Here is a 13,483-nt window from a genome sequence, read left to right on the forward strand (position 1 = left end):
ATGAAAAATCTGAATCAATTTATAAGAAATACTGAAGAAAAAACAATGTTTATATGCTGCAATGATTGCTATGCACTAAACGGCTTGATCAAAAGTGATAAATACATAGTAACTACTGCCTTTGCCAACATTGTAAGCGCAAGAACAGGTTTTGAAGCAAGCTTTTTTAAGCACTATTTGGAACAAGAAAATGTAAGGCAGATAATCGTTGCTGGTCATGCAAATTGCTGTATGCTATCTCATATTATGGACAGTAATATCGAAGCAAGTTATTGGCAAGACACTAAAGAAAAACTATTGCATTTAGAATCCGCATTTGGAAGTCTCTCCAATGGAAACAAGAACTCAATTACTAAAATAATGGAGTATCATATTGCTATTCAAATCAATAACTTATTGAAGTCGCCTTATTTCCAAATTCTTTTAGAAGAATTTCCAATCTCTGTAAAAGGAATAATCATAGATGATTTCAACGACTGCAAAGTATTAGAGGTAGATCAACAGCTTGCTGTGGAACTACCTGTCAATCTAAATTAACTCTACTGAAAATATGAAATCAATCAAAATTATTTTTATCCTATTCTTTTTTCTAATCACAAACAAGCTTCTGGCACAATCCATACTTGATAAAGATGAAGACAAGGAAAGAAAAGAGTTAGTTATGTATTTAAATCAAGATGGATCTCATTATTTAAAAGCCACATTTCTCAATCAAATATGGATAAGATATAATGAGAGCAATCCCGGTACTACTGTTTTTGAGACTTCAAAAAATAACACTTTAGATTTAGGATTAAGAAGAACAAGAATTCAATTATTTGGTCAAATCTCAGATAAAATTTTTGTTTACACCCAATTTGGGACTAATAACATAAATTACATTAGCCCTCGTAAGCAAGGGCTGTTTTTTTTAGATGCTGTCACTGAACTCAAAATAGTTGATCAAAAGTTATCCCTTGGATCTGGACTTACTGGTTGGAGTGGGTTGTCACGCTATGCGTCTCCTTCGGTGGGGAGTATTTTAACCTTAGATGCACCCTTATATCAACAATCTACAAATGACATCAATGATCAATTCTTGAGAAAATTTAGTCTTTATGCAAAAGGAAAATTGGGTAAGCTGGATTACCGAATAGCCATAAGTGACCCTATGGTCATTCAAAATTCAACAGCACAGAAATCAACCATCCAAGAGAATTCATTATTTTCTCCAAAACCTGCTAAACTTCAGTTTCAGGGTTATTTCATGGTTCAACTCAAAGATAAAGAGTCTAACTTAACCCCTTATAATGTTGGAACCTATTTAGGGAAAAAACATATTTTGAATTTTGGTGCTGGGTTTATTACACAAAAAGATGCTATGTGGCACTTAACTAATTTGGGTGATTCTTTGAATACTAACCTAGGTCTATTTGCATTGGATGTCTTTTACGATTTACCATTAAATAGTAAGAAAGGAACTGCATTCACTGCCTATGGCTCTATTAGCTACACTGACTACGGTAAAAATTATGTTCGAAATCTAGGAGTGATGAATCCTGCAAATGGAATTAATAGTAATGGTAGCTTCAATGGCTCGGGCAATTCCTTTCCTATTATCGGCACTGGTAATACAATTTATGCCCAATTCGGATACTTACTAAAGCAAAATCTTCTTAGAGATTTTGGCACAATCCAACCTTATGTAGCTACACAGTATTCTAATTTCGAATTATTAAACAATCCCATGTTGATGTATGAGGCAGGATTCAATTGGTTAATTGAAGGGCACAGATCTAAAATTTCATTGAATTATCAAAGTAGGCCTATTTTTGGTATTGATGCATCTCAAGATTTTACATTGGTTTCTCGCAAAAGTATGTTCACTCTTCAAACACAAATTTCTATTTAGTATTTAGTCTGAGGCTTTTATCGTACAATCAATAGTTTTAATTATATTATTGCGTAAACAGATTACATTTGTTTATTTAAAATAAAGAGGAGCATTTATACTCTTCTTTATTTTAATCAATTTACAGCAAAACTCGTTATTGCATATTATGATAAAAGCTTCTTTACACACTATCTTAATCACTATTTCTCTGGTTTTGACAAGCCTATTAACAGCTTGCGATGAAGGAACTATACAACCTGAAATAGAAAGTGAATTATATTTCCCTCCCGCTAATCAGAATACTTGGGAACAAATGCCACCAAGCGATTTAGGTTGGTGCACCAACTCACTTAATGATTTGCAAGCCTTTTTGTCTACTACAAATAGCAAAGCTTTTATCATTCTAAAAGATGGTAAAATTGTAGTGGAATGGTATTTTGATGGTTTTGGTGCTCAAAATAACTGGTATTGGGCATCAGCAGGTAAAACAATGACTGCATTTCTGGTAGGTATTGCCCAAGATCAAGCATTACTCAATATCAACGATCCTACCTCCGATTATTTAGGTCAAGGTTGGACAAGTTTGACTAGCGAGCAGGAAAATCAGATCACTATTCAAAACCAGCTCTCTATGACCACAGGCTTGGATTATGAGGTGGAGAATTTGAATTGCATAGATCCTGAGTGCCTCACTTTCAGAGCTGCTCCAGGCTCGCAGTGGTATTATCATAATGCTCCTTATACACTACTTACCAATGTAATAGAAAATGCTTCGAACCAGAATATAAACCTGTTTGCAAATAGCAATATCTTAAGTAAAATAGGCATGAATGGTTCTTATATCAATTTAGGATCAACTCGTATATTCACGAGCAATGCTAGAAGTATGGCCAGGTTTGGATTACTCGCCCTAAATCGTGGAAAATGGGCAAATGAAGACATTCTTATTGACAAAGGCTATTTCGACCAAATGACCAAAACATCCCAAAGCATGAATCCAGCCTATGGATATTTATGGTGGCTCAATGGCAAATCTAGATTGATGTTGCCCGGCTCGAGCAGTGCCGTTGCTCGCACGTTGGTGCCGACCGCCCCTTTGGATATGATCGCAGGATTGGGAGCTAATGATCAATGTCTATTTGTGGTGCCTTCTGAAAATATGGTCATCGTTCGTCTTGGTGATGATTCAGGTATTCCAAGAGATTTTTCTGGCAGTTATGAAAATGATCTTTGGCAAAAAATTGCTGCTTTGAGGTGTAATTAGCGAAATTCCGGAAACTCGTCTAAATCGCCCTCAATCTTGTGAAAATCTGAATAAAGGGATACTGCCCTAAGTAAAAATTTATTTGAATTATAAACCTCTCTATTCACTCGCAAAAGAGTAGAAACTTGCTCTTCATTGATTATACCAGCAGAAATATCTTGGTAAATATCATTAGTAAATGAATTGTATCTCAGCTTACTTTTATGCATTAAGGTTTGCAGCTCACTCAGCTCACTGGGATTAGCGGGAGGTGTAGAAATACGATAAACCTCATGATAAAACTCTTCTTGAAATAGCTGAATTTGAATTACTTTATCTTGAATAGCCGCTTTATCTAAGTTGTCTAATTCATTGATATTATGAAGTATATCTTTCATACTCTTTGCTGAATAGACAAGGTTACGCACAGCACTCATGAACTCGGATAATCTTTCAGCCTCCACTTCATTGATTTTCTGCTTTTGCAACTCAGAGTAGAAATGAAGTATTTCTACTTCAAGGGTTTTGATTTCCTGGTAAATAGAAATGAAACTCCTCTTCTCCATCCACCGCAATTTATGATTCGTGGCTGCATTATCCTCCCGCTTTAAAATACCCGTGCCACTCATTTGGAGCGCATGTGCATTTAGCTGAATCACCGTTTCCATCATGTGGCCAATTTCTTTTTCTAAAGCGGCGATAGAAGCCTCTGGGTCATTAGGCAAAAGTTTACTTATATATTCTGAAATAGTCACTTTTTTATCCTTCACCAACCTTTCCAAAAATCTAGCAAAGGCCTTTATAAAGGGTAAAAAAATCAATACACCAATTACATTAAATATAGTGTGAAATGCCGTAAGTGCATACAGCGGATTATCTACGTCCAATATATCTTGGATAAACCAAACCATTAAACTCAAAATTGGAAAGGCTACCGCAGCAGTAATAATATTGAAGAACAAATGAGCAAATGCCACCCGCTTTTTGGCTACAAATCCTTTCCCCAATGATCCTATGATTATTGTAATCGTGGTTCCGAGATTAGCTCCAATTACCAAACTACCTGCAGCCACAAAAGGAATAATTCCAGCATTGAGCATACTAAGCGCAATTACAATAGTAGCAGAACTGGATTGTACAATGGCAGTAAAAACCAAACCCACAAGTAGAAACACAAAATTTCCATAGCTTGTAAACTGACTCAGATCCATTTGCGAGGCCAACTCATCGATACTGGATTTCATAAAATCTAAACCAAAAAACAAAAAGCCAAAACCGGCAATTAGTTGGAAAATGTGAAGCAATTTCTCATTACTTGTAGTAAATGCCCTACCTAATGAACCCACAGCAATAAGCGGGAGGGAGAAGGCTTCAATCTTAAAGGAAAAACCAAAAATTGCAACCAACCAACCTGTAAAGGTGGTACCCAAATTAGCCCCCAGGACAACACCAATAGAATTTTGAAAGCTAATGATTCCAGCACCCACAAAAGCCAAAAGCATTAAAGTAACGACCGAACTGCTTTGTAATACTGCTGTAGAGAAGGCGCCTGTGAAAATTGCATAAACAGGTTTCTTAGTGGAATTGCGAAGGAATCGACGGAAAGCTTTACCTCCCAATACTTCCAAGCTTGCTTCCAATTCGTGCATGCCGAAGAGGAAAATACCTAAGCCAGCCAAAAACTGCCAATGATCAAATAATTCCCACATACATTAAAAGTAATGTTAAGATTAGTCGAAACCAATATGTAAGTGATGATAGAATAATTAATTGCAAGTATTAATGCATTTGCTTAAATTTTAACAATCAAATCAGCCAACCATGAAAAACACCTTTAAGTCTTCCTTAACTGCCCTCATTGCAATAATCTTATTTTCTGCCTGTTCAGAAAAACAAGAGGAAAAATCATTGATAATAATGCCTAGCATAGAAAGCTCAGCTGAAATACAGCGAGCACTTATAATGGCCGAACCTGGAGACACCATTCAGCTGGGAGAAGGCACTTTTGATTTCACTAATGTTTTGTCATTTGATAGTGAATTTGGAATCACTTTCCTTGGAGCGGGTATTGACAAAACTATCCTTTCATTCGCCAATCAAACTGATGGAGCAGAAGGACTAAATTTTAGAGGAAATAATATTACCATTCAAGATATGACGGTGCAAGATTCCAAAGGAGATGCTATTAAAGTTCATGACTCAGACACAGTGATATTGCGCAATATCAAAGTAACTTGGACGAGAGGCCCGCACGAAGAAAACGGTGCGTATGGTCTCTACCCGGTCATGAGCAAAAATATCTTAATGGAAGGCTGCCAAGCCTATAATGCCTCCGATGCAGGAATTTATGTAGGCCAATCGGTGGGTGTAATCATTAGAAACAATCACGCTGAAAACAATGTAGCGGGTATTGAAATCGAAAATTCAGATGATGTAGAAGTTTATGAAAATGTAGCTACCGGAAATACCGGTGGTTTGATGATATTTGATTTGCCGGATATACCAAAGAAAAATGGACGTAGAATAAGAGCTTATAGGAATAAGGTATTTGCAAACAATCATCCAAACTTTGGCATGGAAGGTAATACCGTGGCAATGATTCCTTCTGGCGTTGGATTTATGATTATGGCCTACCGCGAAGTGGAAGTATTCGACAATGAAATCGGCGATAACCAAACGATCAATGCTTGTGTGATTTCTTATCTAATTACAGGCTTACCAATCAACGATATGGATTACAATCCCTTCAGCTCGCAGATTTCATTTTACAACAACAAATTTGTGAATACGCAAGCTCCAAACCCAGATTTGAGTAAGGAAATGGGACAACTAATTGCTGGTGTGTTTGGCAATAATATTCCAGATATCGCTTTCGATGGATTTGTGGAACCGGGACAGGAAGGAAGTATTTGCATCAAAGACAATGGCGATGCAACAATTGCTAATATGGATGCGCCGAATGAATTCCAAAATATGAGAATGAACCCAATGGAAGTGATTTGCGACAACCCTCCTATTACCTTTCAAAACCCAGCTCAAATCCAATAAACCATGAAGCAGTTTTTCTTTATTAGTCTTATTTTTATTTCCTCATTTTCAATTTCTTACAGTCAGAGTTTTACTATTGAGGAAGCAATGAATTATAGTTTCCCAGAAAATTTGGTGGCTTCGCCAAGTATGGCTCGTGTAGCTTGGACAGAAAATCATCAAGGCAAACGCAGTATTTACGTAGCAGAAGGCCCAAGATTTAGCGGAAAGTCCCTAGTGAGTTTTTTGGAAGATGATGGCCAGGCTCTTGGAGAACTGACCTTCTCTCCAGATGGGAATTATATCGCTTATGTAAGAGGTGGAGGAGGCAACCGTCAAGGTGAAATTCCAAACCCAACTAGTGAAATAGAACCAGCCAAGAGAGAAATTTATCTATTGCCTTTTGTAGGTCGCGGTGCAGATTTAATAGCAGAAGGCAGTAATCCAAGTTTCTCACCTGACGGCAAATGGCTGAGCTTTCTGAAAGGTGGCCAAGTATGGGCAAAAGAATTGAATACCGAAAAAAATCCCTCCCGACTTTTCTCTATTCGAGGTAGCGCAAGTTCTCCACAATGGTCGCCCGATGGTAGCAAATTGGCTTTTATAAGTAGCCGAGGTACACATAGCTATATCGGCATTTTCGATTTGGCTATGCAAAAAGTTGAATACATCTCGCCAAGTGTCGATCAAGACCGAAATCCTATTTGGTCGCCAGATGGAAACAAAATCGCCTTTACTCGCACTCCTCAGCAATCTGGTTTATTGCCTTTTGTAGAAAGAAGAGAAGGCTTGCCTTGGAGTATTATGGTGCATAATATGGAAAATAATGAAACCAAAGAAATTTGGAAAGCAAATAAAGGAAATGGCAGTTTCTTCTGGAGTATATCTGCTGATAATCAATTATTTTGGAGTGCAGATGATCAGATCGTATTCCCTTGGGAAGGAGATGGTTGGCTGCATTTGTATGCAATTAAATCAGCGGGAGGAAATGCTAGGCTACTTACTCCCGGCAAATTCGAAGTACAATATGTAAGTATGACTCCAGACCGAAAAGCAATGGTCTATTCTTCCAATCAAGACGATATTGACAGACAGCATATTTGGAAAGTGGATATAGCTAACGGCACTCCACAAGCAATCACCAAAGGCAATGGCTTGGAGTGGTCGCCAGTTGTGAATTCCGATGGTGATATCGCCATGCTAGTATCCGGACCGAGGCAACCTGCTTTTGCAGCTTTTGTAAATGATGAAGGCATGCCTGAACCATTAAGACCCGGTATTTTTCCGAATGACTACCCTACTAAAGCAATGGTAGAACCTGAGCAAATTATATTTAAAGCCGAAGATGGCTTAGATATGCATGCACAGCTTTTCAAACCTGCCAATTACGACTCAAATAAAGAATATCCTGCATTGCTATTTTTCCACGGAGGTTCTAGACGTCAAATGTATTTAGGTTTCCACGACAGAGGTTATTATCACAATGCTTATGCAATGAACCAATATTTGGCGAGTCAAGGCTATTTGGTAATGGCAGTGAATTACCGAAGCGGAATTGGCTACGGCATGGAATTTCGCGAAGCCCAAAATTACGGTGCAAATGGCGCAAGCGAATACAGAGATGTGCTAGCGGCTGGCAAACTTTTACAACAAAGACAAGATGTAGATAATACGCGTATCGGGCTTTGGGGTGGATCTTATGGAGGATATCTTACGGCTATGGGCTTGGCTCGCAATTCGGATATTTTTGCCGCAGGCGTAGATTTCCATGGTGTACACAATTGGAATGTCGTTATCAGAAACTTTCGATCTGACTACAATCCTCAGCAAGAAGCCGAAGTAGCTAAAAAAGCCTTTGAATCCTCTCCTATGAGCTTTATCGATGGCTGGAAATCACCGGTATTGCTAATCCATGCAGATGATGATCGCAATGTGCCCTTTAGCGAAACAGTAGATTTGGCAGAAGCCCTACGCAAACGAGAGGTGTACTTCGAACAGTTAATTTATCCAGACGATGTACATGGTTTCCTATTGCATCGCAATTGGGTAAATGCCTACAAAGCCACGGCAGATTTCTTTGAGCGCTTTTTGAAAAATAAGGAATGATTTAGCTCCAATGGAGCGAAGCATTCTTTATCCCACGAATCGATTGCGGTTTAAATTGATGCGCAAAACAACCTCCCGCAAAACAATTCCAAATGCTATAAGGACATTCAAAGAACTGCCTGAAAACACACCTCTAATCTCCTCTCAAGAGGAGACTTATTATGCTATTCTTGTTTTTCAGGCCTATAAATTCGTTTCGCATTTTTCAAAACCTCCTCCTTATTCAAAGTCATTGGTTTTAATTGCTGATTTACGAAAAGCTCCATCTGATCGGTGTGATGCGGACTATTAGGCTGATTAGATGCTCCAAACGGACTTACAGTTTCTATAATCGGTCCATTCTCGCCAAAACGAACCATCATTATATAAGACTCACCTTGCTCGGCTTTGCGCACTCCAGCTTCCGGTGATTCACTTCTCATTGCAGAAATAACATCTGGAATTCCGAATACCGGAAGAGATTTTCCATTGCGCGTTAAATTCTGATAAGCCCCTAAGCTTACAAGCTCATCTCCAAAATGTTGGAGAAAATGTGCTTTAGCTGCTTTCAATGTATTAACTGCCTCAGATTGATCAATAGCACGCTTTGGATCGAGATTTTGTTCGGTAGTATTATCGCGAATATGATAATAGCTAAAAGCGAATATTGCCGCTCCATCACTATCTGCTTTGGCAGTTTTGTCCCAACTTTTGAGTGCTTCTATTTGCTTGGCGATTTCTGGAAATTCACTTGCCTCTAAAGCAAATAGCGCTTCCACATTAGTTTGGTAGGCAAGTGTTTCGGGCAGCGTCTTATCGAACTTTATTTCTTTGAATTGCTCATAACTTAACAAACCTGTATCAGGCATTATTTCTCTAAAACGAAGTGACCTATTATTATCCTCCCGCTTATAATCCATTTCGGCTGGGAATTGCGCTGGGCTTAGATTATCTGTTATTGAAGAAGCTCCAAATGGCGTATGATTGGTATTGTACAAATATCCTGATGGTGGATTTACCTGTTGTGGTAATTCATCAAAATCATGAAATTCAGTCCACAAATTCTCTGATGAATTTCCTTGCAATACGCCGGTCCAATTAAAGCCTTGTTTACGTTTTGGCAATAATGCATTACTCACAAAGAAAATGCTATCATAGCGATCGGCGTAAATGGTATTGAACCCCGTAAGCGTCATTCTGCTCATGGCAGCGTTAAATTCACTATAGTTTGTGGCCTTGTTCATAAAATACCATTGCTCGGCTCCTCTCACATCAAGCAATGCGCCAGTGCGAATACTATATGTTCCTGTTTCGGTTTGCATGGTTGGGCCATATACACTTTTCCATACTTTTCGAGGCACTGGGATAGTAATAAAATCCCACATTTTCACTTTCAACCAAACACGCTTCTCTTCCAATTCAATCCATTCATTATCAAATCGATATTGTAAATTATTCTCAGGATTTATTTCCAATTTATATACGTCCAATTTATCAGGATAATTGACGGTATGTGCCCAGCCAAGATGCTCATTTACACCATGGAAAATAGTTGTACCACCTGGGAAAAGCCCACCCAATATATTCCAGCCTTCTTCGCTATGCAAATGCGCTTCATACCAAGCCACAGGCCCTTCAAGCGGTTGATGAGAATTGATCGCCAAGAAATTCTCACCAGAAAATGTGCGGGAAGAATGAATGGCAATAGCATTAGACCCCACATTTTCTGCGGGAGGTAAATTATCTTCGATCGTACCCTCCACTATTTGCTGAATCGCTCCATCTGCGCCAGACATTTGAGCAAGCGAAAGAATGTAAGCACTCAAAATATCTTCTGGCATTACTGGAAAGGCGCGCTTATTCCAAACTCTATCTGGATAAGCAAGTGCGAAATCATTCATGCCATGCGCATAAGCTTCCACTAACGCTCTAAACTCTGCCGATAGCGCAGTGGAATAATTGGCCTTGGCAAGCTCACGAGTTTCAAGTAAATGCACGAAAAAATCAACAGGTGCAGCATCCTTTCCAAATGTTCTCCCCAGCATTGCTTTTCCAGCCAACATCGTTTTTTGGATAGTTTCGAAATCGTCCTCCGCATGCGCCCATGCTAAACCGTAAGCTACATCAGCATCCGTTTCACCAAAAATATGCGGCACACCATACGTATCTCTTGCAATCTGAATTTGAGAAATATCATAGTTGGATGGTTCATAACTCGTAGTGCAACCTACAACAACTAATAGGCTGATTATTAAAGAGCAATTCTTTATAAAGGATTTTAGATAATTGGGCATAAGGTAAATAGCATTGAGAATACAATTTGAAAAATAAAAACTAAAGAGATAAAGTTGTTAAGGATTTGTGAAGTATTTTAGCAATTGGTTTTAAAAAAGCCTTTCAAAGAATCAGAAAAAACTCATTTGTCTGCCTAGATAAATACTTTTTGCTAAAGATTTAATAAATCTAACAAATATAGATTGGGATATGAATCCGACTAAAATACTCATTACTGAAGACGAACCGGTACAAGCATTGATGCTCAAAAAAGCCTTGGAAGAGCTTGGTCATAAGGTAATAGGTGTGGTAAATAATGGTGAAGAATCAATTGCTTTAGCAAAAAAAGAAAAACCAAATCTGATAATGATGGATATTGGCTTACCGGGTGGTATGGATGGGATTACCGCAGCCGATATTATTAAAAGAGAGTGTGATATTCCTGTAATATTCGTAACCGCATCCGACGACCAGGCTACCATCAAAAAAGCCGTAGCATCTAATGCAAATGGTTACATATTGAAGCCTGTAAACCCACGTGAAATTAATATTGTGGTGGAGATGGCATTGACCAAAGATTTGCTCGAACGTAAGCTCAAAAACCTGAATAAGGAATTAGATGTAAAAGTAAAGCAGCGAACCAAAGAACTACAAGTGGCCAACAATGATTTAAAGAAGGCTCTTGAAAAAGAAAAAGAGCTGAATGAGTTCAAATCATTGATTGTCACCAATGTGTCTCATCAATTTAAGACTCCTCTTACAACTATCAATTCCTCCGCGGAGTTAATTGATAAAAACATCGAAATGAATGGTGATTTGAGTAGGATCTTGAAACACTCTCTGAGAATTCAAAACAGTGTGAAGCACTTGAATGACCTCTTAAATGAGATTTTGTATATAGATAAAGCGGACTCCGTAAAAATTTCCTACAGCCCTGAAATAATCAACCTAAATAAATATCTAGATACTTTTTTTGATGATATAACACATGGAATTTGTCGCAAGCATAGCCTTAAAAAATCAATTGATTTAGATCAAGACGAGCACTATATCGACAAAGAATTATTTCATCAAGTTCTTTCAAATTTATTGGCAAATGCAGCTAATTATAGCAAGGATGGCACAATCATAGAAGTAGAATTAAAAACCGAAAATGGGTGGTTGTATTGCACTGTGAAGGATTATGGCATAGGTATACCTCAAAAGGATCAGGCCAAGCTATTCGATAGATTCTTTAGAGGCTCCAATGTAGGCCCAAAAGAAGGCACTGGATTAGGCATGGCAATCATCAAGAAAAGCTTAGAAGTACAAGGTGGAGAGCTCTCCTTCGAAAGTGAGTTGGACAAAGGCACAACTTTCCAGTTCAGAATTCCAGTATCTATTCATACCAAATTCTCACCTATTGAGACCTTATAAGCACCAAGTAATCTATAACAATAGGTATATCCGCATCTGCCCAATCCAATAGTGGCAATTCAATTGCTTCTAACCATTGAAAATCTTTATGTTCAGTCAAGCGAATCTCGCCTGAAGTAATTTTCGCTCTGAAAGGGATTAATTCAATACCTTTGTCTTGGTATTTATGCTGATGACTGGGCATTTTTTCCAAAATTTCGATTGTAACAGAAAGCTCCTCCATGATCTCTCGAACAATAGAACCTTCAGCACTTTCACCCTCCCGCAATTTTCCACCTGGGAATTCCCATTTACCTGGCAAGTCCATTTTATCACTTCTTTGGCAAACTAATACCAAACCTTTCATTTCAATTATTGCACAACTTACCTTTATCATTATCCTTAAACATAATATCTACAAAATCACTTATTTATCTTGATGAAGAAATTACAATATTTTTTGAAATCTATGCTGTTTTTGGCTTTTACACTAACCACTGCGGTATTTTTTTTAGGATGGCTATATACGGCACCTGTTTATAAAGGGCCAGTTACAGATCATTTTGATGGAAATAAATTTATTCATCCATGGGAAGCGCCTGCCTCCAAGGGCTTTTTGGATGTGTTGAAATGGATGACAAGCCGCGATCAAGGTGAATGGCGGGAGGATCTATCAAGTATCACTGCTGATCCAATTGAGCCAAGAATATTTGGCGATGAATTGAAAATCACCTTTATCAATCACGCTACAGTTTTGGTACAGACGCAAGGAGTCAACATCCTATTTGATCCAATTTGGTCGGAGCGTACTAGTCCTATTTCATTTCTTGGCCCTAAGAGGCAAAAAGCTGTTGGTGTACCGTTCGAAGATCTTCCGCAAATAGATGTAGTAATTTATAGCCACAACCATTACGACCATTTAGATGTGCAAAGTATCCTTATGCTAAACAGGGCATTTTCACCAAAATTCATTGCTCCATTAGGAATAGACCTATTTATCAAAAAGCAAGGTGTTGCAAATGTGATAGCAATGGACTGGTGGGATAGCACTATTTTGGATGAAATTGAAATAATTGCAACGCCAGCGCAACACTTCTCTGGTCGAGGGTTTTTTGATAGAGATAAGACTTTGTGGTGTAGTTATGTAATAAAAACAGCGGGAGGAAATATTTTCTTTGGTGGTGATACGGGCTACGCTCCTATTTTTAAGGAAATTGGGGAACGCTTCGACGAAATGCGCTTAGCAATGGTACCTATTGGAGCCTATAAGCCACGCTGGTTTATGTCCCCTGTACATACCGATCCAGCAGAAGGCTATCAGATATACAAAGATGTAAATGCAAGCTATGGCATTCCTATCCACTTTGGCACATTCCCTCTGGCCGATGATGGGCAATTCGACCCAGAAAATGAATTGAAAGAGATATTGGCAAAAGAAAATAGCCAAGATGGCAAGTTTAAACTCCTCAGAAATGGCGAGAGTTGGGAAATTCCAAAAATAATGCCCTGACAGTAAATTGGTTATTGCTTATTGCTAGATTTTTGTCCAGAAAATTGAAAAATAAGAATCTACTATTCTATATTTG

The 13,483-nt window shown here is 38.3% G+C and carries 10 protein-coding genes; 7 read left to right on the top strand and 3 right to left on the bottom strand.

The window, feature by feature from the left end; all coding sequences use genetic code 11:
• From ACOXY8_RS12560 to ACOXY8_RS12570, 3 genes are all read left to right on the top strand, one after another.
• The gene (locus ACOXY8_RS12560; protein ID WP_458331949.1) at positions 1 to 537 is read left to right on the top strand and encodes a carbonic anhydrase; all 537 of its coding nucleotides are present in this window, start codon (positions 1 to 3) and stop codon (positions 535 to 537) included.
• Between the two features lie 13 nt (positions 538 to 550).
• Entirely contained in the window at positions 551 to 1,891 is a 1,341-nt protein-coding gene (locus ACOXY8_RS12565; protein ID WP_458331950.1) for a hypothetical protein, read from the top strand.
• 148 nt (positions 1,892 to 2,039) lie between these two features.
• On the top strand, positions 2,040 to 3,137 hold the full coding sequence (locus ACOXY8_RS12570; protein ID WP_458331951.1) for a serine hydrolase domain-containing protein: 1,098 nt from the start codon (positions 2,040 to 2,042) through the stop codon (positions 3,135 to 3,137).
• On the opposite strand, the gene ACOXY8_RS12575 is transcribed toward ACOXY8_RS12570, so the two are convergent.
• Positions 3,134 to 4,825, bottom strand: a complete 1,692-nt coding sequence (locus ACOXY8_RS12575) for a Na/Pi cotransporter family protein (protein ID WP_458331952.1) — start codon at positions 4,823 to 4,825, stop codon at positions 3,134 to 3,136. The genes ACOXY8_RS12570 and ACOXY8_RS12575 overlap by 4 nt on opposite strands.
• 112 nt (positions 4,826 to 4,937) lie before the next feature.
• On the opposite strand from ACOXY8_RS12575, the gene ACOXY8_RS12580 reads away from it, so the two are divergent.
• Both ACOXY8_RS12580 and ACOXY8_RS12585 read left to right on the top strand, forming a co-directional pair.
• Positions 4,938 to 6,164, top strand: a complete 1,227-nt coding sequence (locus tag ACOXY8_RS12580; RefSeq protein WP_458331953.1) for a parallel beta-helix domain-containing protein — start codon at positions 4,938 to 4,940, stop codon at positions 6,162 to 6,164.
• Positions 6,165 to 6,167: 3 nt separating this feature from the next.
• A complete protein-coding gene (locus tag ACOXY8_RS12585) occupies positions 6,168 to 8,249 on the top strand; it encodes a prolyl oligopeptidase family serine peptidase (RefSeq protein WP_458331954.1) in 2,082 nt (693 codons plus the stop codon).
• Positions 8,250 to 8,413: 164 nt separating this feature from the next.
• On the opposite strand, the gene ACOXY8_RS12590 is transcribed toward ACOXY8_RS12585, so the two are convergent.
• Positions 8,414 to 10,522 (bottom strand): acylase, encoded by a 2,109-nt coding sequence (locus tag ACOXY8_RS12590; RefSeq protein ID WP_458331955.1) that lies wholly within the window; start codon positions 10,520 to 10,522, stop codon positions 8,414 to 8,416.
• A 190-nt stretch (positions 10,523 to 10,712) separates the two neighbouring features.
• Between ACOXY8_RS12590 and ACOXY8_RS12595 the strand changes: the two genes are divergently transcribed.
• Positions 10,713 to 11,918 (top strand): hybrid sensor histidine kinase/response regulator, encoded by a 1,206-nt coding sequence (locus ACOXY8_RS12595; RefSeq protein ID WP_458331956.1) that lies wholly within the window; start codon positions 10,713 to 10,715, stop codon positions 11,916 to 11,918.
• Here ACOXY8_RS12595 and ACOXY8_RS12600 read toward each other — a convergent pair.
• Entirely contained in the window at positions 11,902 to 12,294 is a 393-nt protein-coding gene (locus ACOXY8_RS12600; protein WP_458331957.1) for a (deoxy)nucleoside triphosphate pyrophosphohydrolase, read from the bottom strand. The genes ACOXY8_RS12595 and ACOXY8_RS12600 overlap by 17 nt on opposite strands.
• 42 nt (positions 12,295 to 12,336) lie before the next feature.
• On the opposite strand from ACOXY8_RS12600, the gene ACOXY8_RS12605 reads away from it, so the two are divergent.
• The gene (locus ACOXY8_RS12605) at positions 12,337 to 13,407 is read left to right on the top strand and encodes an MBL fold metallo-hydrolase (protein ID WP_458331958.1); all 1,071 of its coding nucleotides are present in this window, start codon (positions 12,337 to 12,339) and stop codon (positions 13,405 to 13,407) included.
• The last annotated feature ends 76 nt before the right edge of the window (positions 13,408 to 13,483 follow it).

The sequence above is a fragment of the Peijinzhouia sedimentorum genome (assembly GCF_049340005.1).
GTDB lineage: Bacteria > Bacteroidota > Bacteroidia > Cytophagales > Cyclobacteriaceae > CAXBDP01.